24 protein-coding genes are annotated in these 25814 nt (G+C 57.3%); 21 read left to right on the top strand and 3 right to left on the bottom strand.

The features are described from left to right. Positions 1 to 82 precede the first annotated feature (82 nt). The 10 genes from cheA (at position 83) to flhF (ending at position 13439) form a co-directional block, all read left to right on the top strand. The gene (gene cheA, locus JYG33_RS00890) at positions 83 to 2170 is read left to right on the top strand and encodes a chemotaxis protein CheA (RefSeq protein ID WP_207873755.1); all 2088 of its coding nucleotides are present in this window, start codon (positions 83 to 85) and stop codon (positions 2168 to 2170) included. A gap of 16 nt (positions 2171 to 2186) precedes the next feature. Next, a complete protein-coding gene (locus JYG33_RS00895) occupies positions 2187 to 2687 on the top strand; it encodes a chemotaxis protein CheW (protein WP_207873756.1) in 501 nt (166 codons plus the stop codon). A 128-nt stretch (positions 2688 to 2815) separates the two neighbouring features. Further along, positions 2816 to 4552: a methyl-accepting chemotaxis protein gene (locus JYG33_RS00900; protein ID WP_207873757.1), complete on the top strand. Its 1737-nt coding sequence runs from the start codon at positions 2816 to 2818 to the stop codon at positions 4550 to 4552. A 4-nt stretch (positions 4553 to 4556) separates the two neighbouring features. Further along, positions 4557 to 5399: a CheR family methyltransferase gene (locus JYG33_RS00905; protein WP_222668598.1), complete on the top strand. Its 843-nt coding sequence runs from the start codon at positions 4557 to 4559 to the stop codon at positions 5397 to 5399. Between the two features lie 63 nt (positions 5400 to 5462). Continuing rightward, positions 5463 to 6521, top strand: a complete 1059-nt coding sequence (locus tag JYG33_RS00910; RefSeq protein ID WP_207873758.1) for a chemotaxis response regulator protein-glutamate methylesterase — start codon at positions 5463 to 5465, stop codon at positions 6519 to 6521. A 44-nt stretch (positions 6522 to 6565) separates the two neighbouring features. Next, positions 6566 to 6955, top strand: a complete 390-nt coding sequence (cheY, locus tag JYG33_RS00915) for a chemotaxis response regulator CheY (protein ID WP_207873759.1) — start codon at positions 6566 to 6568, stop codon at positions 6953 to 6955. A gap of 13 nt (positions 6956 to 6968) precedes the next feature. After that, positions 6969 to 7610, top strand: a complete 642-nt coding sequence (gene cheZ / locus JYG33_RS00920; protein ID WP_021446830.1) for a protein phosphatase CheZ — start codon at positions 6969 to 6971, stop codon at positions 7608 to 7610. A 215-nt stretch (positions 7611 to 7825) separates the two neighbouring features. After that, the gene (gene flhB / locus JYG33_RS00925; RefSeq protein ID WP_207873760.1) at positions 7826 to 8977 is read left to right on the top strand and encodes a flagellar biosynthesis protein FlhB; all 1152 of its coding nucleotides are present in this window, start codon (positions 7826 to 7828) and stop codon (positions 8975 to 8977) included. A 5-nt stretch (positions 8978 to 8982) separates the two neighbouring features. After that, complete coding sequence (gene flhA / locus JYG33_RS00930; protein ID WP_207873761.1) at positions 8983 to 11094, top strand: flagellar biosynthesis protein FlhA; 2112 nt, start codon at positions 8983 to 8985, stop codon at positions 11092 to 11094. Then, the gene (flhF, locus tag JYG33_RS00935; RefSeq protein ID WP_207873762.1) at positions 11091 to 13439 is read left to right on the top strand and encodes a flagellar biosynthesis protein FlhF; all 2349 of its coding nucleotides are present in this window, start codon (positions 11091 to 11093) and stop codon (positions 13437 to 13439) included. The genes flhA and flhF overlap by 4 nt, the downstream gene beginning before the upstream one ends. A gap of 123 nt (positions 13440 to 13562) precedes the next feature. Here flhF and flgN read toward each other — a convergent pair whose 3' ends face one another. The 3 genes from flgN to flgA all read right to left on the bottom strand — a co-directional run bounded on the left by flgN (position 13563) and on the right by flgA (position 15107). After that, positions 13563 to 14012: a flagellar export chaperone FlgN gene (gene flgN, locus JYG33_RS00940; RefSeq protein ID WP_207873763.1), complete on the bottom strand. Its 450-nt coding sequence runs from the start codon at positions 14010 to 14012 to the stop codon at positions 13563 to 13565. A 15-nt stretch (positions 14013 to 14027) separates the two neighbouring features. Continuing rightward, complete coding sequence (flgM, locus tag JYG33_RS00945; protein WP_207873764.1) at positions 14028 to 14318, bottom strand: flagellar biosynthesis anti-sigma factor FlgM; 291 nt, start codon at positions 14316 to 14318, stop codon at positions 14028 to 14030. Positions 14319 to 14402: 84 nt separating this feature from the next. Continuing rightward, positions 14403 to 15107, bottom strand: coding sequence for a flagellar basal body P-ring formation chaperone FlgA (gene flgA, locus JYG33_RS00950; RefSeq protein ID WP_207873765.1), 705 nt, complete (start codon positions 15105 to 15107; stop codon positions 14403 to 14405). Between the two features lie 174 nt (positions 15108 to 15281). Here flgA and flgB point away from each other — a divergent pair, with 174 nt between their 5' ends. From flgB to flgL, 11 genes are all read left to right on the top strand, one after another. Continuing rightward, positions 15282 to 15698, top strand: a complete 417-nt coding sequence (flgB, locus tag JYG33_RS00955) for a flagellar basal body rod protein FlgB (protein WP_207873766.1) — start codon at positions 15282 to 15284, stop codon at positions 15696 to 15698. Positions 15699 to 15710: 12 nt separating this feature from the next. Beyond that, positions 15711 to 16115, top strand: a complete 405-nt coding sequence (flgC, locus tag JYG33_RS00960) for a flagellar basal body rod protein FlgC (protein ID WP_207873767.1) — start codon at positions 15711 to 15713, stop codon at positions 16113 to 16115. A gap of 22 nt (positions 16116 to 16137) precedes the next feature. Then, entirely contained in the window at positions 16138 to 16830 is a 693-nt protein-coding gene (locus tag JYG33_RS00965; protein ID WP_207873768.1) for a flagellar hook capping FlgD N-terminal domain-containing protein, read from the top strand. Between the two features lie 54 nt (positions 16831 to 16884). Beyond that, on the top strand, positions 16885 to 18273 hold the full coding sequence (locus tag JYG33_RS00970) for a flagellar hook protein FlgE (RefSeq protein WP_207873769.1): 1389 nt from the start codon (positions 16885 to 16887) through the stop codon (positions 18271 to 18273). A gap of 8 nt (positions 18274 to 18281) precedes the next feature. Beyond that, the gene (gene flgF / locus JYG33_RS00975; RefSeq protein WP_207873770.1) at positions 18282 to 19031 is read left to right on the top strand and encodes a flagellar basal-body rod protein FlgF; all 750 of its coding nucleotides are present in this window, start codon (positions 18282 to 18284) and stop codon (positions 19029 to 19031) included. Positions 19032 to 19074: 43 nt separating this feature from the next. After that, a complete protein-coding gene (gene flgG, locus JYG33_RS00980) occupies positions 19075 to 19860 on the top strand; it encodes a flagellar basal-body rod protein FlgG (protein ID WP_207873771.1) in 786 nt (261 codons plus the stop codon). 19 nt (positions 19861 to 19879) lie between these two features. Next, positions 19880 to 20566, top strand: coding sequence for a flagellar basal body L-ring protein FlgH (locus JYG33_RS00985; RefSeq protein WP_207873772.1), 687 nt, complete (start codon positions 19880 to 19882; stop codon positions 20564 to 20566). 26 nt (positions 20567 to 20592) lie between these two features. Next, positions 20593 to 21723, top strand: a complete 1131-nt coding sequence (locus JYG33_RS00990; protein WP_243430233.1) for a flagellar basal body P-ring protein FlgI — start codon at positions 20593 to 20595, stop codon at positions 21721 to 21723. Continuing rightward, positions 21723 to 22688 carry a flagellar assembly peptidoglycan hydrolase FlgJ gene (gene flgJ, locus JYG33_RS00995; protein WP_207873773.1) on the top strand — a complete coding sequence of 322 codons (966 nt, stop codon included), beginning with the start codon at positions 21723 to 21725 and terminating at the stop codon, positions 22686 to 22688. The genes JYG33_RS00990 and flgJ overlap by 1 nt, the downstream gene beginning before the upstream one ends. Positions 22689 to 22793: 105 nt before the next feature. Next, complete coding sequence (gene flgK, locus JYG33_RS01000; protein ID WP_207873774.1) at positions 22794 to 24509, top strand: flagellar hook-associated protein FlgK; 1716 nt, start codon at positions 22794 to 22796, stop codon at positions 24507 to 24509. A 35-nt stretch (positions 24510 to 24544) separates the two neighbouring features. Then, the gene (gene flgL, locus JYG33_RS01005; RefSeq protein WP_207873775.1) at positions 24545 to 25762 is read left to right on the top strand and encodes a flagellar hook-associated protein FlgL; all 1218 of its coding nucleotides are present in this window, start codon (positions 24545 to 24547) and stop codon (positions 25760 to 25762) included. The last annotated feature ends 52 nt before the right edge of the window (positions 25763 to 25814 follow it).

Genomic DNA, 25814 nt, shown 5'->3' on the forward strand with positions numbered 1-25814 from the left:
GACAAGCGGCCCTGAAGGCCCGGGTGTTTGGGCTGTGCTTTTTGTTTTGTTGTTCTAAGCCATAACCAAGAAGGAAGTGTTCATGAGCTCCGGCGTAGATCTGAGTCAGTTTTACGAAACCTTTTTCGATGAAGCCGATGAGTTGCTGGCGGACATGGAGCGCTTGCTGCTGGAGTTGGATCTGGATGAGCCTGATCGCGATCAGCTCAACGCCATCTTCCGGGCCGCGCACTCGATCAAGGGCGGTGCAGGCACTTTTGGTTGTTTCGGCCAGCTGGCTGAAACCACCCACTTACTCGAAAATCTGCTCGATCTGGTCCGTAATGGCGAGATGCAATTGCGCAAGGACATGATTGACCTCTTTCTGGAAACCAAGGACGTGCTAACCGGACAAGTCAATGCCTACCGCGAGGAACAGGAGCCTGACGAGGAAGCCTACACCCGCATCTGCGCGCAATTAAGGCAGTTGGCCCTGGAGCAAAAGGGCATTTTGGCAACCGACACGAAAGGAACCGAAGCGATCCTGCAAGCGGAACCCGAGCCAGCGCCGGAACCGGCTGCGGATGCCGACGGTTTGCCGCTATGGGTATCCATGGGGCCCGTGTCGGATAAAGATGCCGAGGCACTGCAACAAGAAATGGAGTTGATGGGCAATATCGTCCATCAAACCCGCGAAGGCGATCGCCTGGATATCTGGCTGGAAACCACGGGCTCGGCGGACGATATTCTGGCCGTGTGCTGCTTTATCCTGAATGCCGATCAGGTGGCGGTGAAACCGGCGGCGGCTCCTGGGCAAGCGGCTTCTGCTACAAACGCTGCTCCTGCTGTTGCGGTAGCCTCCGAGCCTGCCGCTCCTGTTGTCGCACCAGCCGCTGCCGCTCCTGCGGCGACTCCTGCTGCGGCTGCTGAGCCTGCAAAAACTGAAGTGGCTGCGCCTGCTGCCGCTCCCAAAGCCGCCGACAAACCGGCCAAAGCGGCCGCGCCCAAAGAGTCCGGCACGATCCGTGTGGGCGTGGAAAAAGTCGACCAGATCATCAACCTGGTGGGCGAGCTGGTGATTACCCAGGCCATGCTGGTGCAAACCGCCTCAACCCTGGACCCGGTTGTTCACGACCGTCTGTTGAACGGCATCGAGCAGTTGGAGCGCAATGCGCGCGATCTGCAAGAGTCCGTGATGTCCATCCGCATGATGCCGATGGACTACGTGTTCAGCCGCTTCCCGCGTGTGGTGCGTGAAAGCGCGGCCCGCATGGACAAGAAGATTCGTCTGGTCACCAAAGGGCAGGCCACCGAACTGGACAAGAGCCTGATCGAACGCATTATTGACCCGTTGACCCACCTGGTGCGCAACAGTATCGACCACGGTATTGAAATGCCCGAGGATCGTCTGGCCGCGGGTAAGGAAGAAGAGGGCGTGTTGACGCTGTCGGCCCAGCATCAGGGCGGCCACATCATCATTGAAGTGGTGGACGATGGCGCTGGTCTGAACCGCGAACGTATTCTGAAGAAAGCCATGTCCTCGGGCTTGCCGGTGACCGAGACCATGCCGGACGATGAAGTCTGGCAACTGATTTTTGCTCCCGGCTTTTCCACTGCCGACAAAGTCACGGAAATTTCCGGGCGTGGCGTGGGTATGGACGTGGTGCGACGCAATATTCAAAGCATGGGCGGTCACGTGCAGTTGTACTCCCGTGCGGGCAAGGGAACGACCACCCGGATTGTGCTGCCGCTGACGCTGGCCATTTTGGACGGCATGTCGGTGCAGGTGGGCAACGAGGTCTTTATTCTGCCTTTGGCCCACGTTACGGAATCCATGCAGCCTACTGAAGAGCAGTTGCGCCGCGTGTCCGATACTGATCACGTGATGTTTGTGCGTGGCGAGTATCTGCCCCTGATTTCCCTGCGGGACATCTTCTCGGTCGATGGGGCCGAGACCGATGTGACCCGCGCTATTGCCGTTATCTTGCAGGCCGAAGACATGCGCTTTGCCTTGCTGGTCGATCACCTGATTGGTCAGCATCAAGTCGTGGTCAAGAACCTGGAAGCCAACTATCGAAAAATTCCGGGTATTTCCGCTGCCACCATTTTGGGTGATGGCAGCGTAGCCCTGATTGTTGATGTTTTTGCCTTGCAACGTCTGGCGCGTGACCCCGCCTCGACGTGGGCCTGATTATTCGGAGATCTTTATGTCCAACGACTTTACTTCCCACTCCGAAGCTGCCGAGGCTGGCGGCAAGGAGTATCTGGTATTTACTCTGGGTGACCAGGAATACGGTATCGATATTCTGAAAGTTCAGGAGATCCGGGGCTACGACTCCCAGACCGTCACCCGTATTGCCAACGTACCCCAGTTCATCAAGGGCGTTACCAATCTGCGCGGCGTGATTGTGCCTATCGCGGACTTGCGTGTGCGCTTCAACATGGAACGCGTGGAGTACGACCACCAGACCGTGGTGGTGATTCTGAATCTACACGATCGCGTGGTCGGCGTTGTTGTCGATGGCGTATCGGACGTGCTGGTCTTGCAGTCGTCACAGATCAGCGCAGCCCCCAGCTTTGGCACCGCCTTTTCAACCGAATACCTGACCGGTATCGGCACGCTGGGCGAACGCATGCTGATTTTGGTGGATATTGAAAAACTGATGACCAGCGAAGAGATGGCTCTGGTTGACAGCGCAGTGGCCTGATCGCCCGAGTCTGTAAAGACGAGCGTAGCGGGGACTTGTTCTAACGGGTCCTTCAAGGATTGTTCGGGTCGGGGGAGGCGTCACAAGCGCCTCTGATGTTCGGATCTACTCTAGACAAGGTGCTTGCAATGCTGGATGGATTACGTTTGACCAATCTGAAGGTGCGGACCAGTCTGATTCTGGTACTGGTGTTTTTTTTAGCTATGTTGGTGGCAGGTGCGGCCCTGGGGATTTTGTCCCTGCGCGCCAATAACGGTGCGCTGCAAAGCATCGTGGTCAACCAGCGCGTAGGCTCGGCCATGTATCAGGCCATCGAGCGCTACAAAGAGACCCAAACCCTGATTGGACGAGCGGCCATCAGCTACGTGGTCACCAATGATCTGCAAAATCAGGATCTGATGGCCGAGTGGAGCGATGGCGCGCCCAAGGCCTCGGCGATCAGCACGGCGACCCGTGACGCGCTGGATGCCACGCGCAAGCAGTTTGAGCAGGCCCAGGAAGCTTTCTTTGAATATCAGGGTGTGGCCACTCAACTGGAAGGTACTAACGACTATTACCAGCGCGTGGATGCGGCCTTCATGTCCCTGATGCAAGGCGGTGTGCTGCCCTTGATTGCCTATCTGGAGCAGGGTGATATTGCCGGTTTCCGCAGCTACGTGGCCACGACGACCAAGTTCCTGGAAGAGGACTTGTACAGTGCCTTGAATACTTTGCAGGAAGCCCAGCAGCGCTCTATTGATACGCAATATCAGAAAGAAAATGATCAGTACAACATGGTGATTCGTCTGGTGGGTCTGGCCATGGTGCTCTGTCTGTTTATTTCGCTGGCCGTGTATGTGTTCCTGAATCGCATGGTACTGCGCCCCTTGCGTCTGGCCGGTGCGCACTTTGATCGTATCGCCAGCGGGGATTTGACCCAGCGCGTGGAAGTGAAGTCCACCAATGAAATCGGGGTGTTGTACGACGCGGTACGTCGTATGCAGAGCAGCCTGCAAGCCATGGTGATGACGGTGCGCCAGGGCGTGGAAGAAATTACCTTTGGCTCGCATGAAATCTATGTAGGCAATACGGATTTGAGCAGCCGTACTGAAGAGCAGGCCGCGTCCTTGCAGCAAACCGCCGCCAGTATGGAGCAGTTGGCCAGCACCGTGCGTCAGAACTCGGATAATGCGCAGCAAGCGGATCAGGTTGCCAAGAATGCGTCGGAAGTGGCGCTGCGCGGTGGTCAGGCTGTCTCTACCGTGGTGCAAACCATGGAAGACCTGTCGGCCAGTTCCGGGCAAATCGCCCAGATTGTGAACGTGATCGACGGCATTGCGTTCCAGACCAATATTCTGGCCCTGAATGCAGCGGTAGAAGCTGCCCGTGCTGGTGAGCAAGGCAAGGGTTTTGCGGTAGTGGCCGGTGAAGTACGTAGTCTGGCCCAGCGCAGTGCGCAGGCCGCGCGTGAGATCAAAGGCTTGATCGAGCAGTCTTTGGCCAAAGTCAAAGAAGGCACCCGTCAGGTGGATGAAGCGGGCAAGGTGGTCATGGAAGTTGTCAGCTCGGTTCAGAGCGTGACGACCATCATGGCGGAAATTTCCTCGGCCTCGAACGAGCAGTCCGAAGGTATTGAGCAGGTTAATCGGGCCGTTGCACAAATGGATGTGGTTGTGCAGCAAAACGCGGCTCTGGTGGAGCAGGCAACAGCAGCGGCAGGGTCCTTGCAGGATCAGGCCACCCGTTTGTCCGATGCCGTGTCGGCATTCAAAGTGGGCGCGCAAGACATTATTGATGATCCGTTTGATGCGTCCGAACCGGAGCGTTTGCGTTCCAGCGAGCGCTTGTCGACGGGGCCTTTTAGCGGGACCTTGGCCAGCCTGTAGTCATATGAGCACATCTGTGGAACCTTTTGTTTATACATTGCCCTCGATCCCGCAAGCCTCGAGGGCCGACTGTGAGCGAGCCGCGCGCTTGCTCAAGTCGTATGCGGGCATCATCTTAGGTACCCACAAAGAAGATATGGTGGCGCGCACCTTGGGAATGCGCAGTCAGAACGCAGGCATGCGGGAGGTACGTCAGTACCTGGATATTCTGGAGCAGGATACCCACAGCCAGGAATGGCAAGACTTCGTCAACGCGTTCACCATCAATCACACCGCGTTTTTTCGCGAGCAGCACCACTTCGATATCCTGGGCAAGTTTGTCAGCACCCGCGGCAAACCCCTGGATATCTGGTGCAGTGCCGCCTCGACCGGCGAGGAAGCCTATTCCATCGCCATGACGGTGCGCGAACACTGCCCGTCGCCCGATGTGAATGTCTCCATCCTGGCCAGTGATATCGATTCGGCGGCCTTGGACAAGGCCCGTCAGGGCATGTACACCCTGGAGCGCATTCAGCCCGTTCCCGATCTGTGGCTGCCGCGTTATTTTCAGCGTGGTGTGGGCGCTCGCAAGGGCTTGGCGCGTGTCAAACCCGTGTTGCGCAATATGGTGGAGTTCGAGGAGTTCAACCTGGTGGGTCCGGCCTGGCCGTCTTCCAGCCGTTTTGATGTGATCTTCTGTAGAAACACCATGATTTATTTTGACCGGGAAGATCAGACGCGCATCCTGGAACGATTCGCCGCGGTGACCAAACCGGGCGGCCTGTTGTTTGTGGGGCACTCCGAGAACTTCTCCTACCTGACCAAGGCGTTTCGTTTGCTGGGTCAGACGGTGTATGTCCGGAACTAGGGTCTGAAGAGTCTTACCAAGCCCTGAGCTCTGTTGGCGCTTGATATCGGGATTATGAGTAGCATGAAGAAAATTCGAGTTTTGTGTGTAGACGATTCCGCCCTGGTGCGCAGCCTGATGGTGGAAATTATCAATAGTCATGCGGACATGGAAGTGGTGGCAGTAGCCCCCGATCCGCTGGTGGCGCGCGAGCTGATCAAGGAACACAATCCGGATGTGCTGACGCTGGACGTCGAGATGCCGCGCATGGACGGGCTGGACTTTCTGGAGCGCTTGATGCGCTTGCGTCCCATGCCCGTGGTGATGGTGTCCTCGCTGACGGAGCGCAATTCGGATGTGACCTTGCGTGCTCTGGAGCTGGGCGCGGTGGACTTTGTGACCAAGCCCAAGCTGGGCCTGCGCGATGGTTTGCTGGATTACTCGGATCTGATTGCCGACAAAATCCGTGCTGCTTCCATTGCGCGCCCACGTCGTGCGGCACCGGCTACCGCGGGCTCGGCCCCGGCGCGTCGCCTGACACACAACTTCTCGACCACTGAAAAACTGATCATGATCGGTGCGTCCACGGGCGGCACTGAAGCCATTCGCCAGGTGCTGGAGCCTTTGCCCGCCAACTGCCCGGCCATCATGATTACCCAACATATGCCTGCCGGTTTCACGCGCTCGTTTGTGAACCGTCTGGATGGTCTGTGCTCCATGCAGGTGCACGAGGCTGAAGATGGTCAGCGCGTCTTGCCTGGCCACGTGTATTTGGCTCCCGGCGGCGTGGCCCATATGAAGCTGGCCCGTTCGGGTGCCAACTATGTGGTCAAGCTGGTGGACAGCGAACCCGTCAATCGCCACCGTCCCTCAGTCGATGTGCTGTTTCACTCTGCCGCCGAGCTGGCTGGCCGCAATGCGGTGGGTGTGATCCTGACCGGCATGGGCAAGGACGGTGCGCAAGGTTTGCTGGCCATGAAGCAAGCCGGTGCCATGACCTTTGCCCAGGACGAGGCTACCAGCGTGGTGTTTGGTATGCCGCGCGAAGCCTTGCAAATTGGCGCCGCGGATATCGCCTTACCTTTGGGGCAGATTAGCGAACGAATTCTAGCTAGTGTGGGGGCCTTTGGGCACCGTGTATAAACGGGCCTGAACGCACTGGCATGCTACTCATTTGGAGAATGTAAATGGTACAAAAAAATATAAAGATTCTCGTCGTCGATGACTTTCCCACCATGCGCCGGATCATCAAGAACCTGCTCAAGGATCTGGGCTACGAGAACGTGGACGAAGCAGAGGATGGTCAGATGGGCCTGGAGAAATTGCGTAATGGCAATTTCGAGTTCGTGGTCTCTGACTGGAACATGCCGAATCTGGATGGGCTGGAAATGCTCAAGCAGATTCGTGCCGATGCCAGCCTGGCTTCCTTGCCGGTGCTGATGGTCACTGCCGAAGCCAAGAAAGAAAACATTATTGCCGCCGCCCAGGCGGGCGCCAATGGCTACGTCGTCAAACCTTTTACCGCCGCAACCCTGGAAGAGAAGCTGAACAAGATCTTCGAGAAAATGGGCGGTTAATACGGAGTACGTCATGGATCCACAGCAAACACCGAATCATCCCGACCCCCAGAGCGTACCGGTTGATCTGGTCTACCGCATTGCCAACCTGACCCGCCTGCTGCGGGAAAGCATGCGCGAACTGGGGCTGGATCAGGCCATTAAAGATGCCGCGCACGCGATTCCGGATGCCCGTGATCGTCTGCACTATGTGGCTCGCATGACCGAGCAAGCCGCTAACCGCGTTCTGAACGCGGCCGAGCAGGTGCGTCCTTTGCAGGAGTCCTTGCAAGAGGATGCCCAGGCACTGGATGCCGAATGGGAACAGTGGTTTGAACAGCCGCTGGACCAGGATCAGGCCCGCGAGCTGGTCAAGCGCACCCGAGGTTTCTTGCGTGATGTGCCTGTCAAGGCCCAGCAGACGCAGGACAATCTGCTGGAAATCATCATGGCCCAGGATTTTCAGGATCTGACCGGGCAGGTGATCACGCGCATGCTGGGCGTGGTCGGCACCATCGAGACCGAGCTGGTCCAGGTGCTGGTCGATAACGTGCCCACCGAAAAACGCGAAGAAACTCAAAGCCTTATCAATGGGCCAGTGGTCTCGCCGGTGGCCTCGGAAGTGGTTACCAGCCAGGATCAGGTGGACGATTTGCTCGCCAATCTGGGCTTTTAATCCGCGTCCCCACTCGCATCCTGAGTTCGCTTGATAAAGGCGCTGCACCTTGCAGCGCCTTTTTGCTTGTGGGGAACAGCCTGCTTTTATCGGGCTTTCTCCGCGCTATCAGAGCCGCTGCGCTCTTTTAGAATGACCCCGCGGCCTGCAGTGCGAACGCGATATTCGTGCTGGGCGCGTGATTCATCCTTTCAATTCCTGCGTCTTGGCAGTCCATGGCAGAAGACAGCGATCTCGAAAAAACAGAACCGGCCTCACCCCGGCGCCTGGAAAAGGCGCGGGAAGAAGGGCAGGTGGCGCGTTCCAGAGAGCTGACGACCTTCCTGATGCTGCTGGCTGGAATTGGCGGAATCTGGGTCGGGGCCAGCTATTTGTACGAAACCTTTGGCGGCATTGTGCGCCGTAGCGTCTGGTTTGATCCGCGTGTTGCGCATGATCCCAGCGCGATGGTGGTGCAAGCGGCCGGTCTGGCCGGGGAGGCTTTGAAAGGCCTGGCGCCTTTATTCCTGTTGCTGGTGGTCGTAGCGATTTTTGCGTCTATTGCCTTGGGTGGGATGAGCTTTAGCGGCAAGGCCTTGCAGCCCAAGTTCGAGCGCATGAATCCGGCCAAGGGCATCAAGCGCATGTTTTCGATGCAGACCGTGGTGGAGCTGATCAAGACCTTGGCCAAAGCCGGTCTGGTGGGTTCCGTTGCCGTCTATGTGATCTGGACCGAGCGCGAGCAGATGACGGCCTTGATGTATGTGCATCCTACGGCGGCCATTGCCACGGGGATGACGCTGATCATCAAGTGCTGTGCCTTGATTGCCGCCAGCCTGCTGGTGATTGTGCTGATTGATGCGCCCTGGCAGTTGTGGAGTTTTTACAAGAAGCTGCGCATGTCACGCCAGGATGTAAAGGAAGAGCACAAGGAAAGTGAGGGCGATCCGCATGTGAAAGGGCGCATCCGGCAGCAGCAACGGTCCATGGCCCGTTCGCGCATGATGTCCCAGGTGCCCGGTGCTGATGTGGTGGTGACCAACCCGACGCATTATGCGGTGGCCTTGAAGTATCAGGATGGCAAGAGCGCCGCGCCGCGTGTGGTTGCCAAGGGAACAGGTTTGATTGCCGCCAAGATTCGTGGGCTGGCAGCAGAAAATAAGGTGGCGACACTGGAGGCTCCCGCGCTGGCGCGGGCTTTGTACTTCAACGTCGAACTGGAGCGCGAGATTCCGGTGGATTTGTACTCGGCCGTGGCCGAAGTGCTGGCCTGGGTTTATCAGCTTCGTAACTGGAACAAAGGGCAGGGCGAGCGCCCGATTGTGCCTACCCGATTGAAGGTGCCGACTGGCATGGATGAAGGTCCACTGCGTTCGCGCAAACACTAAAAGCAATGAACAATTTTTTTGCCTCACTGAAACAAAACGGTGGTCAACACGCCCGGCTTCTAGCGGGCCCGATACTGATCCTCATGGTCATGGCCATGATGATTCTGCCCTTGCCTCCGTTTCTGCTGGACCTGCTGTTTACCTTTAACATCGCCCTGGCCGTCATGATCTTGCTGGTGGCCATGTTCACCAAAAAGCCACTGGATTTTGCGGCTTTCCCGGCGGTGCTGCTGTTTGCCACCTTGTTGCGTCTGGCCCTGAACGTGGCCTCCACGCGGGTGGTGCTGATGAACGGCCACAAAGGCCCGGATGCCGCCGGTCAGGTGATTGAGGCCTTTGGTCACTTTCTGGTGGGCGGGAACTTTGCTGTTGGCCTGATCGTGTTTGTGATTCTGGTCATCATCAACTTTGTGGTGATTACCAAGGGTGCGGGCCGTATTGCAGAAGTGGGCGCACGCTTTACGCTGGACGCCTTGCCGGGCAAGCAGATGGCCATTGACGCCGATCTGAATGCTGGCCTGATCGGCGAGGACGATGCGCGTCGTCGTCGGACTGAAGTCTCGCAAGAGGCCGAGTTCTACGGCTCCATGGACGGTGCCAGTAAGTTTGTGCGTGGGGATGCGGTCGCCGGTCTGCTGATCATGGTGATCAACGTGATTGGTGGCCTGATTATCGGCGTCTTGCAGCACGGCTTGTCCTTCTCGGAAGCAGGTCGCGTCTATACCTTGCTGACCATAGGTGATGGCCTGGTCGCACAGATTCCAGCCCTGATTATTTCTACCGCAGCCGGTGTGGTGGTCTCGCGTGTGGCCACTGATCAGGACGTGGGCCAGCAGATGGTCAGCCAGCTTTTTAGCAATCCCATGGTGCTGTACATCACGGCCGGGATTCTGGGGCTGATGGGTTTGATTCCCGGCATGCCCAATCTGGTCTTCTTGCTCTTGGCCGCCATTTTGGGCGCGGGTGCCTGGATGATGAAAAAACATCAGGCCGAACAGGTGCAACAGGCCAACGAGCCTAATGATGAGGTCCAGGCTGCGGCAGATTCAGCGGCTAGCGAAGCAAGCTGGAATGACGTTTCCATGGTGGACCCTCTGGGTCTGGAAGTGGGCTACCGGCTGATCTCCTTGGTGGACCATGCACAAAATGGCGAGTTGCTGCATCGCATCCGCAGCTTGCGTAAAAAGTTCGCACAGGAAGTCGGCTTTTTGCCGCCCGTGGTTCACATTCGGGACAATCTGGAGCTGAAGCCCAACGATTACCGCATCTTGCTGGCCGGGGTGGAAATTGGCCGTGGCACCGCCACGCCGGGGCAATGGCTGGCGATTGATCCCGGTGGGGTGACCATGAAGTTGCCCGGTACGCCCACGACAGATCCGGCCTTTGGGCTGCCAGCGGTCTGGGTGGATGTCAGCCTACGTGAACAGGCCCAGATTGCGGGCTACACCGTGGTGGATGCCAGTACCGTAATTGCGACCCATATCAATCATTTGCTGCATCGTCATGGAGCCGATTTGCTGGGCCGTCAGGAAGTGCAACAGTTGCTGGATCACGTGGGTCGCGAAGCGCCCAAGCTGGTCGAAGATTTTGTACCGCAAACGCTTTCTCTCAGTCTCTTGCTTAAAGTCTTGCGCGGTCTGTTGGCCGAAGATGTGCCGATTCGCGATATGCGCAGCATTGTGGAAACCTTGGCTGAACATGCGCCTCGTATTCTGGCCCCCGGTGCGGTTGCTCCCGGCCATGAAGCGGGCGAGCTGCTCTCGGTTCTGCGGGTTGCCTTGGGCCGCGCCATTGTGCAGCAGTGGTTCCCCGGCGAGGGCGAGTTGCGTGTGATCGGTCTGGATGCCCGTCTGGAGCGGGTAATGACGCAGGCGCTGACCAGTAGCGGTGCCCTGGAGCCGGGTCTGGCCGAGTCCGTGCTGACCGATGCCATGCGTGCCGCCCAGTTCCAGGAAGAGCATGGGGACCCGCCTGTGCTGGTCGTCCCACCGATTTTGCGGGCCACCTTGTCCCGTTTCTTGCGTCATCACATTCCACAACTGGGTGTCTTGTCCAACGCTGAAATCCCTGAAGAACGCATCCTTCGGGTCACCACCATTATTGGTCAGTCTGAATGAATATAAGTCGCTTTTTTGGTAGTACCAGCCGTGAAGCCATGCGTCAGGTGCGCCTGGCGCTGGGGCCTGAGGCCTTGATTGTCTCCAACCGTCGAGTCAATGGCGGGGTCGAGATTCTGGCGACCGATTCCAGCTCTGTGCCCGGTGGTGCCACCGAGCGCGCTCCCATGCCGGGCAATGTGCCACATCAAGCGGCAGGTATTCGTCAGCAGGAAATGGCTGCGCCGCCTGCGGCTGATAATGTCATGGGCGCGATCGGGGCATTGCGCGGTGCTCTGGAAGGACGCATGGACGATCTGGTCTGGAGCCATCAGATGCGCCGCTCGCCTGTGGCCGTCAATCTGTTCCAGAGCCTGTTGTCGCAGGGTTTCAGTACCGCCTTGCTGCGTGCCATGCTCAAGCGCTTGCCTGAAGAACTGGGTGCGCGTGCCGCTTTGCAGTGGGTGCGGACTGAACTGGAAACCCATTTGCCGGTTTTGCGTTCGGAAGATACCTTGTGGCAGCCGGGTCTGGCTCTGGCCCTGGTGGGGCCGACAGGCGTGGGTAAAACCACCACTCTGGCCAAGTTGGCAGCCCGTGCAGTGCGTCGTTTTGGTCCCGATAAAGTCGTGTTGCTAACAACCGATACCTATCGAATTGGTGCGCACGAACAATTGAAGATTTATGGCGACCTGATGCGGGTAGCCGTTCATATCGTGCAAGACGTCGCTCAACTGCGCAGTGTGATGCTGGGCGTGAGGCCTGATCAGGTCATCCTGATTGACAATATGGGCATCAGCCAGCGTGACCGTTATGTGCGTGAGCAAGCCGCTTTGCTGGCCGGTGCCGGACGCCGTGTGCAACGACTGCTGGTGCTCAATGCCGCTAGCCAGGGCGATACGCTGGACGAAGTTGCCCGCAGCTACACCCAGGATGGCGGCACACCGCTAAGCGGCTGCATCATCTCCAAAGTAGATGAAGCGATCAAATTGGGCGGTCCTTTGGATACCGCTATCCGCTTCAAACTGCCTATTCATTACGTCTCTAACGGTCAAAAAGTCCCGGAAGATTTGCGCTTCATGAGCGCGGCTGAACTGGTCGACTCTGCTTTGCAAGTGCGCGAGAGCCAACGGCCCTTGTACGCGCCCAGCTCTGGTGATCTGGCGGCTTTGCTGGAAAGCGGTGGCCAATCGGCTCAAGAGCAACAAGCCGAGGAAGACCGTCGCGCCCGCGTTTTGCCGCGTCTTTTGTCGGCGGCCTCGGCTGGTGGGCCTATCGCTCTGGAACAGGCCCGTCGCGCAGCGGCGGATCTGGATGAGCGTCTGGCCTGCGCCGAAGCCTATGATTTCTGGCGCGACCTGCATACTCCCAATGCCCCCGTTCAGGACGGGGCAGCGGCGCAGCGGGCTGAAGGCTTGATGCGTGCTGCGTGCCAGGAAGTCAGTGAAGGCAATGTTTCCCGTCTGCTGGTGATCCATGCTGATCATCAAGCGGCGGACGGCCAGGAGCAGTGCTCGTTCAGCTTCTTGTTCAGCCCCAAAGGCCAGGCCTTGAGCGTTCCGTACTACCAACGTCAAACACCGTCGCAATGGTCGGATGTGCGTGGCGTGCGCAGCATGGAAAAGCCTGGCCCCACGCAGGCGCTGAACCAGGCCATGCAGATTTTGAATACCCAGGCCCAGCCTGTAAATTTGCTGCATATTTTCGAGGGCGGATCGCCCACCATGTGGCGTCAATGGGCCGATATGGAAGCCGATTGGCTGGCCCTGATTCCAGGTGCGACATCGCTGTGGCATAAAGATGGCAAGACCACACCCAATGCCTTGGGTAAACAGTTGTCTTTTCACGCTATTCCTGATCTGGCAGCCCGCCTGCATCTGGAAACCTTGGGCCGCGCCAAGCTGGGTGAAATTGCTTTGTGGTACGCCGTGGAGCCGGTGCAACTGCGACAACGCAACGCCGAGCCCGTGCATCTGGATCTGATCATTCTGCGCACGGTGCGTCGCCATGATGGCAAAGTGCTGAAAACCCGCTTTGCCCTGATGCACCAACGTGCAGGCTCCGAGGCCATCGCCCCGGCCAGCCTGGCCTGCTACATGATGCTGCGCAGCGAAGTACAGGAAATGGCGCGACTGCTGGGCACCGTACGTGGCATTTTGCCTGTCAGCAATTCCGAGTTTGAAGAAGAATTGAATCTGCTGGCGGCCGCACAATTAACCCTGGCTTCGTGGGACTTGTTACAAGCGCCCGATAATTTGGGTGTACGCCAACTCAGCGCGCGTTTGCTGGGCAAACCGGGTCTGAAGTCCGGGCAGTCGGTGGATGCACTGGTGAAGATGCTGGTGCTGAAAGAGGCGATGAGTTAAATCCAGCGAGATTGAAAAAGCCTGCCAAACGGCAGGCTTTTTTTATATCTGTCAGAGTAGGGCTTTGGCTTGGCCTGCTTCTCTTTCAGTATTCGGCATGACGCTGCTGGCGTTTGCTCAGTTCTAAACCTTCAAACTCAAGGAAGACTGCGTACTCTGAGTTTTGCCGGACGCATCGTAAAAGGTATTGCGTCCCGTGAAGGCTTCCAGTGCGTCCAGGTTTTGCTGGGTATCTGTCAGAAAGGTATCCACCAGGATGCGGTTGTTGTCGCTGGAGTTTCGGACCTTCTCGCTCAGTGCAATGAGCTGCTCCAGCTCTTCTTCCAGCTCGTCTTCTTCAACCGCGTAGCGCAGGCCTTGCAGATTGTCTTCCAGTTCGCGCTCTTGCAGGAGCTGGGCGCGGACCTGTTCCAATTGTTCGATGCGCTCTACCAACTGATATTTGCGCAAAGTGATCTGAGCCAGTTCGGGTGGCTCAAAGGCGCGTAACAGCAGCGTGTTTTCTTCTAGCAGAAGCTGCTCAAAGTCGAGCAGGGTCCGGGTTTGATCGGCAAGACAGGTTTGCAAAGACATGGCCGTTTCAGGTGATTACTTGAGAAGATCGCGCACGGAGGCAATCAGGGAGTCGGCAATCCGACTGGTATCAATTTTGAGCTCGCCTGCTGCAATGGCCTCGCGCAAGGCCTCGACTTTTTTCATGTCAACGTCGGCGCTGCTGTCTTGCAGCGAATTGAGCTGGCGTGCTGCAGCGCTGAAGTCCACTTCGCTGGTGCTGCTGCTGTTGTTGTACGCCTGGCGCGTACGAGAGGCTGTCGTGCTGCGCTCGGTGGCAGACGTTTCAGCAAGGGGCGTTTTGAGGGGGGAGGGGCTGATCTTCACGTGTTTCTCCGTGCGGCCTGTTCTTTGCGTTGATCTTGTAACGGCGCTCTGGACGCAAACTTTAGCATGCTCATCGGATTTAGTTTAGAGAATGACCTGAACCGTAGACGCATCCAGGACGGTGGCCGAAATCACTTGCCCTGAACTGGCCTTGATCTGAATCTGGGTGCCCGGGGCGCCGCTTTGCAGGGCCTGGCCCTCGCCAGTGGCAACAAAACCCATGCCACGCGCAATGGTGCGTACAGTTTGCCCTCGTGTGACTGACTGCGGATCGCGCAGGGCCGAGGCGCGTACGGCGTTGCCCAAGGGGATGCGCTGGCTGGCGACATACCCAATGATCTGGTTGGGATCAATGACCACGCCATTGGCCAAGCCCAGCAAATCTCCCTCGCGCTCAATCAGATCGTCCTGATTAATGGTCTCGCCCGGATTGATACGCCGGTTGGTGACGTAGTACTGCCCCTGAATTGAAAGCGTCGCACTAATAGAGGTGCTCCAGCTTTGCGGGCTCAGGCAGCGCACGCCAATACTCATGCGTGAGCGCAGGCGCTGGCCGCTGGGCAGAAAAATCTGGTTCTGGGTGCAGGCGGGCATAGCGCTCAGGCGCGAGCTATCCAGGGTGATCGTGGCGATGCCGGGATACATCTGCGCCTGCTTGAGCAAATAGTCCTGTGCCTGATCCTGCATGGCTTGCACGCTTAAGGGCTGGACCGTCTCTTGAGCGCGCACCGGCGCTGTCGCACCCAGGGTGAACAGGCATACGCAGATCAGGAGTCTATATAAGGTCATGGCTGAATTTTACGGACTCAGCCGCCAGGTCAAGAGCTGAACTGGCCGATAAATAGCGTTTTGTTCCCGGGTTTGTGATGGGGTGCCTCTGGCTACCATTCTGTTATGGCGGTGAAAAGGCGTGCGCGCGTTCACTGGATCTCAAACTTGAACACAGAATATTGGCTTGACTCCATGATTGATCGCATCGGTGAGCACCTGAAGTTTTACCAGACGGCCCTGGCTGTGCGCCAGGAGCGCCAGGAAGTGCTGGCCTCCAATATTGCCAATGCCGACACGCCTAATTACAAGGCTCGGGATATGGACTTTACGGCCACCTTGAAGGCCGCTTTAGGGGGGCAGGGCCAGATGGCATTGCCCAATACCAGCTTGTCCCTGACCTCGGCTCGCCATATTCCTGCCCAGGCAGCCCGCCTGCCCAGTACTGACGAGTTGCTGTATCGCGTCCCTGTGCAACCTTCCCTTGATGGCAATACGGTCGAGATGGATGTGGAGCGCATGCAATTTGCCGATAACACCTTGCACTATCAAAGCACGATCAACCTGGCTTCCCAGCGTTTGAAAGGCTTGATGGCTGCCTTGCAACAGTAATAGCGAGTCCTCATGTCCAGTTTCAGTATTTTTCAGATTGCCGGTTCTGCCATGACGGCGCAATCCCAGCGCTTGAACGTGTCGGCCAGCAACCTGGCTAACGCCGATAGCGTGGTCGGGCCGGATGGCCAGCCTTACAAGGCTCGCCAGGTTGTGTTTCAGATGACCCCCCAGGGCAATAGCCCCATTGGTGGCGTGCAAGTGGTGGGTGTGCAGGAAAGCGATGCCCCCGGCCGCCTGCAATACGACCCCAGCAACCCGTACGCCGACGCGCAAGGCTACGTAACTTTGCCCAACGTAGATGTAGTGGCCGAGACCGTGAATATGCTGGCCGCATCGCGTTCGTATCAGGCCAATGTGGAAGTGGTGAACACCTCCAAGAATCTGATGTTGCGCACCTTGACTATTGGTCAGTAAGCCGGATTACGGAAGATAAAGCATGAGCACAGTGAATAACGATCGCACGGCCCTGGACCCTACCGCAGGGGCGATGGCCGGGGTGGATGCCCGCAACAAAAGCGCCATGGCAGAGACGGAAGACCGCTTTCTGACCATGTTGATTACGCAGTTGCGCAATCAGGATCCTTTGAACCCCATGGATAACGCCCAGGTCACGACCCAAATGGCGCAGATGTCCACGGTAGCCGGGATTCAGCAATTGAATACCACCTTGATGGCTGTGGCCGGGCAGATGGATGTCAGCCAGTCCATGCAGGCCGCCAATCTGATTGGCAAAGAGGTCTTGGTGCCGGGCGAGAAAGTCGCACTGGGTACGAACCAGGAAGGTGAGAAAGTCGCGATGCCTTTTGGTATTGACCTGGTGAGCGGTACGACATCAACCAAGATCTTTATCAAGGATAGCAGCGGCAAGGTGGTGCGCGAGTTTGATGAAGGCCCGATGAAAGCCGGAGTCTATTCCAAAGAGTGGGATGGCCTGGATAACGATGGTTCACCGCTGGCCGATGGTGCGTACACCGTCAGTGTGCTGGCCAGTAACGATGGCACTGCCGTCACAGCCAGCCCATTGACGCATGGCAAGGTCGATAGCGTGGCTTACACCTCTAGCGGTTTGATGCTGGATCTTGGCCTGGCGGGTTCGTTCTCCCTGCTGGATATACGCAAAATCATGTAAGCGCCGCTCGCCCCATAAGCGGGCTGGGCCAACACGACATTAAAAGGAAAATTCATGAGCTTCGGACAAGGATTGAGTGGCTTGAACGCCGCCTCCCAAAACCTGGATTCTATCGGCAATAACATCGCCAACTCGGGAACCGTGGGCTACAAGGCCTCGACGGTGCAGTTTGCGGACGTCTACGCCAACTCGCGCGTGGGTCTGGGTGTGCAGGTATCGCGTGTCAGCCAGCGTTTTTCGGTCGGTAACGTCAGCAACTCGGGCAATATGTTCGACATGGCGATTGACGGCGAAAAAGGCCTGTTCCGTCTGGAGCAAAGCAATGGCGCGGTGCTGTTCTCGCGTAATGGCCAGTTCTATCCGGACAAGGCCGGTTACCTGATCAATGCGCAAGGGCATTACCTGACGGGTTACGGCGTGGGCGGCAGCCAATTGCAGCGCCTGCAAGTGCCGTCGGCCAACGTGCCTCCCAAGGCAACCACGGCTCTGGATTTCAAGCCCAACTTGCCTGCGGATGCCGCGGTGATTCCCACCTCCAAGACGCAGCAAAAAACAGATGCCAATGGCGATCTGGTTTTCAAGCCCAAGCTGGATGCCAACGGCAATCCTGAAATGGCGCCCAAGCTGGACGCCAATGGCGACCCTGTTCTGGACGGCAGCGGCAATCCTGTCATGGAGCCCGTGATGGAGCCTGATATGGAAACCGTCGCGATCAATACCTTCAATCCCGCAGACAACACCACCTATAGCAATTCGATGAGCTATTCGGTGTACGACTCGCTGGGTAATAGCCACGAGATCTCCCAGTACTTCGTCAAGCGCCCTGCCAATGCGGCGGGCGAAAGTGTGTGGGAGGTGTACTACATGGAAGGCAGCAAGCCTTTGTCGCCTGCCAGCGCCACCATGACCTTTAATGGCTCAGGCGTGATGACCAGCCCCAATCCCGCTACCGTCAATCTGACCTTGGCGAATCCGGGTGGTAGTGCTTCGCCTGCAGATGATCTGGTGTTTGACGTACGCTACACCGGCACCACGCAGTTCGGTGGCGAGTTTGCCAAGGGCAAGCCTTACCAGGACGGTTACGCCACGGGTGAGTACGCCAGCATGAGCATCGACAAGGACGGCACCATGGTCGCCGCCTACACCAACGGTGTTACTCAGCGTTTGGGTTCTTTGGTTCTGGCCGACTTCAGCAACTTGCAAGGTCTGCGTCCCGTGGGCGGTAATGCCTGGACTGAAACTGGTGAATCGGGTCAGCCTATTCTGGGTCGTCCTGGCGAAAACGGTCTGGCCTCGATCAAAGGGCAGGCGGTGGAAGATTCCAACGTGGACATGGGGCAGGAACTGGTCAATATGATTATTGCCCAGCGTACCTACCAGGCTAATGCCCAGACCATCAAGACGCAGGATCAGGTTCTGCAAACCCTGGTCAACCTGCGTTAAGAGCTGTCATGGATCGCCTGATTTATACCGCCATGAATGGCGCCCAGCGCACGCTGGAACAGCAAGACGTCATTACCAACAACTTGGCCAACGTCAACACCTCCGGTTTTCGCCAGCAGTTGGCGTATTACCGGTCCGTGCCGGTGACCAGTGATGTGGGTTCGCAAACTCGTGTGGCCACTGCCACCGTGACGCCGGGCAGCCGTTTTCAGCCCGGCGCCATGGCCGAAACCGGCAATGCGCTGGATGTGGCCATTGCGGGCGAGGGCTGGTTTGCCGTGCGTGCGCTTGATGGGCAGGAAGCCTATACGCGGGCAGGCGATCTGGTCGTGAACGCCCAGAACCAGTTGGTGACACAGGCCGGTTTGCCCGTGCTCAGCACCGATGGGCAAGCCATTGAAATCCCGGATCGCGGCACGGTCACTTTCTCCAGCGATGGTCAACTGACCGCGCTGGGCGCCGGTGACAATCCGCGCGATATCCAGGTCATGGGCCAGTTGAAGATGGTCAATCCTCCCGCTGCCGATTTGCTGCGCGGTCAGGATGGTTTGTTCCGCTTGAGTACTGGGGGTGTGGCCCAGCCAGACCCTTCGGTGAGCATGGTCTCGGGCTTTATTGAGAAAAGCAATGTGAACCCGGCTGAAGCGATGGTGGCCATGATTGCCAACTCCCGTCGCTTTGAAACCCAGATGAAGATCATCCAGGATGCCGGTGCACGCGAAGATCGGGCCAACTCTCTCCTTTCATTTAACGGCTAAGCCGCGCTGATTGCGCGTGTTTTAGTTCAAGGATTACACACACATGATTCGCTCTCTGTGGATTGCCAAGACTGGTCTGGAAGCTCAGCAGACCAATATGGACGTTATCTCCAATAACTTGGCCAACGTGAACACCGTCGGTTTCAAACGGACCCGTGCGTTGTTTGAAGACCTGATGTATCAAACCCTGCGTCAGCCTGGTGCTCAGGTTGGTGCGGCCAACCAGTTGCCTACCGGCTTGCAGATCGGTACCGGTGTGCGCACCGTGGCAACCGAGCGTATCCATACCCAGGGTGATATGAAGCACACGGGCCACAATATGGATATCGCCATTCAAGGCAGCGGCTTCCTGCAAGTGGAAATGCCTGACGGCACCTTTGCCTACACTCGTGATGGCAGCTTGCAGCGCGACCAGAATGGTCAGTTGACCACGGCAGGCGGCTACCCCATTCAGCCTCCTATCAACATTCCGGACAATGCGCTGGAACTGACCATTGCCCCGGATGGAACCGTGTCGGTGACGCAACCCGGCGCAGCCGGTGCCAGCGTGGAAGTGGGCCAGTTGCAACTGAGCACCTTCGTGAATCCGGCCGGTCTGCAAAGCAAGGGCGAGAACTTGTACATCGAAACCGATGCATCAGGTGCCGCCAACTTCCTGCAGCCAGGTATGGATGGCGCGGGTCTGGTCATGCACAAGTACAACGAAACGTCCAACGTGAACGTGGCCGAGGAACTGGTCAATATGATCAGCACCCAGCGCGCATACGAAATCAACAGCAAGGCCGTTTCAACAGTCGACCAGATGTTGGCTCGCCTGACACAGATGTAAATCTAAAGAGATCGTGACAATGTTCCAAGCTCTGATGAGCCGTCTTGCGCTGTGTGCGGTCGTGGCCCTGTCCGGTTGTGCGCTGGTGCCACCTGAAGATGTGGTGACTGGCCCCTTGACGGCGGCCCCGCCACCCGCCATTCCCGCTGCGGTCGTGGCCAATGGCTCCATCTACCAACCCTCGGCCTATGGTAGCTATCCGCTGTTTGAAGACAGACGGCCCCGTAATGTGGGCGACATTGTCACCATCATGATCCAGGAGCGTACCAACGCCGCCAAAAACGTCTCGACCAATACGGATCGGACGGGCAGCGGTGGTCTGGACTTTACTGGCGTCCCGGCCTTCCTGCCTAACGAAGTGGGCAGCAAGCAGAACTTTGAAGTCTCGGGCTCGAACAAGGCTCAGGGCAAGGGTTCCAGCCGTGCTGACAATACCTTTAGTGGCACTTTGACCACCACCGTGGTCGGCGTGTTGCCCAACGGGAATTTGCAGGTGGCCGGTGAAAAGCAAATCGCCATTAACCGGGGTAGCGAGCATATCCGCTTTTCCGGCGTGGTGGACCCGCGTTCCATTACAGGCAGCAATACCGTGTCCTCCACCCAAGTGGCGGATGCCCGTATCGAGTTTCGTAGCAAAGGGGTTATGGACGAAGTCCAGACCATGGGCTGGCTACAGCGTTTCTTCCTGAATATTTCCCCGTTCTGAGCCTTTTGCTTGTTATGGCCTTCTCCATGCGTCGTACTCGTTTTTTCTCTTATCGCCCTGTGTTGCAAGCAGCCTTGCTGGCGGCCGGTCTGTTGCTGGCATCAGCCAGCCAGGCTGAGCGCATCAAGGATCTGGCATCCATTCAGGGCGTGCGTGACAACCCGTTGATCGGTTACGGCCTGGTCGTCGGGCTGGATGGCAGTGGCGACCAGGTGCGTCAGGCGCCATTCACCCAGCAAAGTTTGACCAATATGCTGTCCCAGTTAGGGGTGACGATTCCCCAGGGCAGCAATATGCAGCTCAAGAACGTGGCTGCCGTCATGGTGACGGCGCGTCTGCCTGCCTTTGCCCGTCCCGGCCAATCCGTGGATGTGGTGGTGTCCTCCATGGGGAATGCCAAAAGCCTGCGCGGTGGCACCTTGTTGATGACGCCGCTGAAAGGGGCGAACGGCCAGGTCTACGCCATTGCCCAAGGCAACTTGCTGGTAGGTGGGGCAGGGGCTGAGGCCGGTGGTTCCAGTGTGCAAGTCAATCAGTTGAATGGCGGCACGATTCCCAGCGGCGCGACCGTTGAGCAGAGCGTGCCAACCACGTATGCACGAGATGGCGTGATCAATCTGGAGATGAATTCCTCAGACTTTGGTTCTGCCCAGAACGTCGTCGCGGCTCTGAACAAGCAGTTTGGTCCTTCTACCGCGACGGCTCTGGATGGCCGTCTGATTCAGGTGCGCGGTCCCTTGGACCCGCAGGCCCAGACCGCCTTTATTTCCCATGTTGAAAACCTGCAAGTGAACTTGCCGCCAGCACGGGCTCGTGTGGTGATCAATGCACGTACCGGCTCGGTGGTCATGAACCGCACGGTGACGATTGATGAGGCCGCGATTGCTTACGGCAATCTGTCCGTGGTCATCAGTCGCCAGCCGCAGGTCAGCCAGCCAGACACACCGTTTGGTGGTGGTCAGACCGTGGTGGCCGATAGCACGCAGATTGAAATGCGCAGTGACAGTGGTTCGCTGCAACGCGTGAAAACCAGTGCCAATCTGGCCGATGTGGTGCGCGCGCTCAATGCCTTGGGTGCAACCCCTCAAGACTTGTTGTCCATTTTGCAAAACCTGAAAAGCGCGGGCGCTTTGCGGGCTGATTTGGAGATCATCTAATGACGGTGCAGTACTTCCCACGTCCGGGCGCCAGTGCGCAGGTGTCGATTTTTGACCCTCAGCAACTGGCCCAGTTACGTCGGCAAGCCGGGCAGGACAGCCAGAATCAAAGCACGCAGTTGCAAGTGGCTCGTCAGTTCGAGTCCCTGTTTATTCAGAATATTTTGAAGCAGGCACGGGCTGCAAATCCTGAAGGTGGCATGTTCGATACGCAGTCTGTGCGTATGGCGCAAAGCCTGGGTGATGAGCAGTTGGCCATGCAGTTGTCCGACCCCGGTATCGGCTTGGCCAAGGCCTTGCAAGCTCAGATGAGTGGACAGGGTAGCGAGCCTTTTGGTGTCGCATCCCATGACCCGGAAGCCGCCCGTTCACGTCGTCCTGATCTGCGTTCGCGCATGCCGAATGACCGCTCCATTGATGCTGCTTCGATTGCCGAATTGATCGACAAGCTCAGCAACAACAATACGGTTCAGCGCGTGTATTCCTCGATTCAGGGTGCGCCTAACCATATCCGCCAGTTTGTGGACCGCATGAATACGGCGGCCAAAGTGGCGGCGCAAGACAGTGGCGTTCCCGCCAAGCTGATTTTGAGCCAGGCCGCCCTGGAATCGGGCTGGGGCAAGCGTGAAATCATGCACGCTGACGGCTCTACCAGCCACAACCTGTTCGGGATCAAGGCCTCGCCATCCTGGAAGGGCAAGACGGTAGACGTGATGACTACCGAGTATCAGAACGGGGTGGCGCGCAAGATGACGCAAACCTTCCGCGCCTATGACTCCTATGCCGAGTCCTTTGCCGATTATGCAAACCTGATTGGTAATAACAAACGCTATGAAAGCGTAAAACAAGCGAGCTCGCCCCAGGAGGCGGCACAGCGTATTCAGGATGCGGGTTATGCCACCGACCCTTCCTACGCGAAAAAACTGATCTCCATCATGGCCTACTTTGATGGCGGCAAGTCTTAATTATTAATGCAGGTCTAAATATTGCACCAGGGTGGTCGTTAAAAAGCAGCATGTTCATTTTTCGCCTTGGACACTACGGGCCGGGCAGGACAGAAAGGATTTGATATGAATCTCGCCAACCTTGGTATTTCCGGCTTGTTTGCCGCTCAAAAGCGCATGCAGGTGACGGGCCACAATATTAATAATATCGATACCGCGGGTTATAACCGCCAATCGGTCCTGGTTGAGACGGCTGGCTCGGTAGGGAGCAGTGGCGGTTACTACGGCCGTGGTGTACAGGTGGTCACCGTACAGCGCTCCCACGACAACTTTCTGTATCAGCAACTGGTGCGCTCGCAAACGGCCGGTGCTGCTCTGGTCAGCTACGGCACGGAAATTGCCCAGTTGGACAATCTGTTCTCGGACCGCACCGTGGGCATCAGCCCCGCCTTGCAGAATTTCTTCAATGGTCTGGAAGCGGTGGCTTCGCAGCCTGCGGATTCCTCGGCACGCCAGGAGTTGCTGGGCCGTGCGGAAAGTCTGGCAACCCAGATTCGTGACGCCACGTCCTACATGAACCGCGTCAACGAAAACATCAATACCCAGATTGGCACCACCGTTACCCAGATCAACAGCTATCTGGAACGTATTGATAACGTCAATAAACAGATTGTGGCTGCCAAAGGCACCACACCGGGTCATGAGCCTAACGATTTGCTGGACCAGCGCGAACAACTGGTGGCCGAACTGGGCCAATTGGTTGACGTGCGTACCGTCGAGCAGGATGGCCGACTGAGCGTCACCACCGTAGGCGGCCAGATGCTGCTGGGTGGCGGAAATGTTTACCCCTTGCACGCGGTGCGTTCGGCAGAAAACCCCGAGCGTATGGTGGTTGGTTTTACCTCCGCCTTGAACGTGGACGGCAAGATGGTCGTGTCCGAGTTCCGCGAAGGAACGGTTAAAGGCGGCACCTTGGGTGGCTTGTTGCAGTTCCGCCAGGAAAGTCTGGAACCGGCCATCAACAGCCTGGGTCGTCTGGCTGTGGGCTTGGCCCACGCGGTGAACGATATTCACCGCCAAGGCGTGGACTTGAAAGGTGAGCCTGGTAAAGACCTGTTCAGCGTCAGCGGTCCCAAAGTTCTGGCCAATGGCAATAACCCGGTCAGCAGCGGTGTTCCTGGTGTGTCTTTTTACAAAGACCCGATTGATCCGGCTGACCCCAGCAAAGGCTACACCCAGCCCGTCGACAAGCTGACGGGGGATAACTACCGTATCGAACGTGTGGATGGGCGTTTCCAGTTGCGTAACTTGACCAGCAATGACGTCACTGCCTTGAACGGTCCGGACAAGAACGGCGGCATTACGCGTGTGGATGGCCTGGAAATTGATGTGTCCAGCCTGAAAACCAAATCCCAGGATGGTGATTCCTGGTTGCTTCAGCCTACCGTCAATGCAGGCAGCAGCTTGCAGGTGGAAATCAAGCGCCCTCAGGATCTGGCGGCAGCGGATAAAGATACCGGCACGGCTAACGGCGCGATTGCCCAGAAACTGGCGGACTTGCGTAATACCAAAGTGCTGGCCGATGGCTCTTTGAGCCTGAACGACTCTTTTGGCCAGATCGTGAACCGTATTGCCGTGCAAACGCAGCAAAACGGGACGGCAGCCAAAGCGCAACTGAAACTGATCGAGCAGAACTACGCTGCCCAGCAATCCCTGTCCGGTGTGAACAAGGACGAGGAATACATCATGCTCCAGCGTTTTCAGGAGCAGTACCAGGCCGCTGCCCGCCTGATTGATGTCAGCTCGCAGATGTTTGACACCCTGTTGGGCCTTCGTAGTTAAGTACGGCTCTTTAGTCTTGAAATTGGAACCTTGCTATGCGTATTAGTTCTTCTCTTTTCTTTCAGACGGGCCTGAACTCGATCAACAAGCAGCAGTCCGATCTGATGCGTGTGTTTCAGCAGATGAGCACGCAACAACGGATGATCACGCCCTCGGATGACCCTTTGGCCTCCGCGCAGACCATTAACCTGGCGCAAGCTCAGGCCATGGACAAGCGCTACGGTGAAAACCGTGAAGTGGCCATGCGTTCTCTGGGTGAAGAAGAAAACTTGTTGAATGCCGTCAACTTGCAGTTGCAGGGCATTCAGACCCGTTTGGTAGAAGCATCGACCGGCACCATGTCTGATGCTGATCGCAGCACCTTGGCAACGGTGATGGAAAGTGCCTTGGAGACCTTGTTCGGTTTTGCCAATACCAAGGATGGCTCGGGCCAGTATTTGTTCTCCGGTGCCAAAGGCTCTACCCAGGCTTTCGAGCGTACAGGCAATACCTTTTCCTACACCGGCGATACGAATGGCCGCGATATTCAGGTGGACCAGACCCGTCAGATGGATTCGGCGGATCATGGCCGTGACATTTTTGAGCGTGCCAATCCCGGTTCCACCGCCTACTTCACGCAGGCCAATGGTAATACGGGTTCGGCGGTCGTCAGCGCCCCTAACGGAAACTCTTCCCTGCCAGGTGCAGAAGCCAATTACACCATTCGCTTTACCTCGGAGACCGAGTACGACATCGAGGTTAACGGTGCGGTGGTCAGTCAGGGCGTGCTGGATGAAAATGAGCGTCAGCGCATCAGCTTGCCAGGTGGCGTCAGTGTTCAGATTGAAGGCAAGCCTGCCGTAGGCGACAGTTTCGAGGTCAGCTCGGTGGATAGCACCAGCTCGGGCGACATGAATATGTTCAACACCTTGCAAACGGTGGTCGAGGCGCTGCGCAAGCCCATTAGCGGAGATCCGGCTGCCCAGGCCGAGTTCCGCAACGTCATGAACTCGGCCATGCAGCGTATTGGCGAGAACTTTGACAACGTGCAGACGGTGATTTCCTCGGTCGGTACACGCATGAACGAGATTGATGCCTTGAGCGCCAACGGGACGGCACGAGCACTGAGTTACACCAATGAGCTGTCGCGACTGGAAGATCTGAATCCCTTTGATGCGTCCACCCAGTTGCAGTTGCGCAAGGCGGCTCTGGAAATGTCAGCCCTGGCGTTCCAGACCATTCAGAGCATGAGCTTGTTCAATATGAATCGCTAGGATTGAGCTCCTTTTTTTTTGGGTGGTTTTTCCTTAATCGGCAGTCAAGCAC

It is taken from the genome of Alcaligenes sp. SORT26 (genome assembly GCF_017377875.1).
GTDB classification, from domain to species: Bacteria; Pseudomonadota; Gammaproteobacteria; order Burkholderiales; family Burkholderiaceae_B; genus Alcaligenes; species Alcaligenes parafaecalis.

Excerpts from the sequence above, each read along its gene's own strand:
- cheA (WP_207873755.1), top strand. The coding sequence starts at position 83 with ATGAGCTCCGGCGTAGATCTGAGTCAGTTTTACGAAACCTTTTTCGAT.
- JYG33_RS00895 (WP_207873756.1), top strand. The coding sequence starts at position 2,187 with ATGTCCAACGACTTTACTTCCCACTCCGAAGCTGCCGAGGCTGGCGGC.
- JYG33_RS00900 (WP_207873757.1), top strand. The coding sequence starts at position 2,816 with ATGCTGGATGGATTACGTTTGACCAATCTGAAGGTGCGGACCAGTCTG.
- JYG33_RS00905 (WP_222668598.1), top strand. The coding sequence starts at position 4,557 with ATGAGCACATCTGTGGAACCTTTTGTTTATACATTGCCCTCGATCCCG.
- JYG33_RS00910 (WP_207873758.1), top strand. The coding sequence starts at position 5,463 with ATGAAGAAAATTCGAGTTTTGTGTGTAGACGATTCCGCCCTGGTGCGC.
- cheY (WP_207873759.1), top strand. The coding sequence starts at position 6,566 with ATGGTACAAAAAAATATAAAGATTCTCGTCGTCGATGACTTTCCCACC.
- cheZ (WP_021446830.1), top strand. The coding sequence starts at position 6,969 with ATGGATCCACAGCAAACACCGAATCATCCCGACCCCCAGAGCGTACCG.
- flhB (WP_207873760.1), top strand. The coding sequence starts at position 7,826 with ATGGCAGAAGACAGCGATCTCGAAAAAACAGAACCGGCCTCACCCCGG.
- flhA (WP_207873761.1), top strand. The coding sequence starts at position 8,983 with ATGAACAATTTTTTTGCCTCACTGAAACAAAACGGTGGTCAACACGCC.
- flhF (WP_207873762.1), top strand. The coding sequence starts at position 11,091 with ATGAATATAAGTCGCTTTTTTGGTAGTACCAGCCGTGAAGCCATGCGT.
- flgN (WP_207873763.1), bottom strand. The coding sequence starts at position 14,012 with ATGTCTTTGCAAACCTGTCTTGCCGATCAAACCCGGACCCTGCTCGAC.
- flgA (WP_207873765.1), bottom strand. The coding sequence starts at position 15,107 with ATGACCTTATATAGACTCCTGATCTGCGTATGCCTGTTCACCCTGGGT.
- flgB (WP_207873766.1), top strand. The coding sequence starts at position 15,282 with ATGATTGATCGCATCGGTGAGCACCTGAAGTTTTACCAGACGGCCCTG.
- flgC (WP_207873767.1), top strand. The coding sequence starts at position 15,711 with ATGTCCAGTTTCAGTATTTTTCAGATTGCCGGTTCTGCCATGACGGCG.
- JYG33_RS00965 (WP_207873768.1), top strand. The coding sequence starts at position 16,138 with ATGAGCACAGTGAATAACGATCGCACGGCCCTGGACCCTACCGCAGGG.
- JYG33_RS00970 (WP_207873769.1), top strand. The coding sequence starts at position 16,885 with ATGAGCTTCGGACAAGGATTGAGTGGCTTGAACGCCGCCTCCCAAAAC.
- flgF (WP_207873770.1), top strand. The coding sequence starts at position 18,282 with ATGGATCGCCTGATTTATACCGCCATGAATGGCGCCCAGCGCACGCTG.
- flgG (WP_207873771.1), top strand. The coding sequence starts at position 19,075 with ATGATTCGCTCTCTGTGGATTGCCAAGACTGGTCTGGAAGCTCAGCAG.
- JYG33_RS00985 (WP_207873772.1), top strand. The coding sequence starts at position 19,880 with ATGTTCCAAGCTCTGATGAGCCGTCTTGCGCTGTGTGCGGTCGTGGCC.
- JYG33_RS00990 (WP_243430233.1), top strand. The coding sequence starts at position 20,593 with ATGCGTCGTACTCGTTTTTTCTCTTATCGCCCTGTGTTGCAAGCAGCC.
- flgJ (WP_207873773.1), top strand. The coding sequence starts at position 21,723 with ATGACGGTGCAGTACTTCCCACGTCCGGGCGCCAGTGCGCAGGTGTCG.
- flgK (WP_207873774.1), top strand. The coding sequence starts at position 22,794 with ATGAATCTCGCCAACCTTGGTATTTCCGGCTTGTTTGCCGCTCAAAAG.
- flgL (WP_207873775.1), top strand. The coding sequence starts at position 24,545 with ATGCGTATTAGTTCTTCTCTTTTCTTTCAGACGGGCCTGAACTCGATC.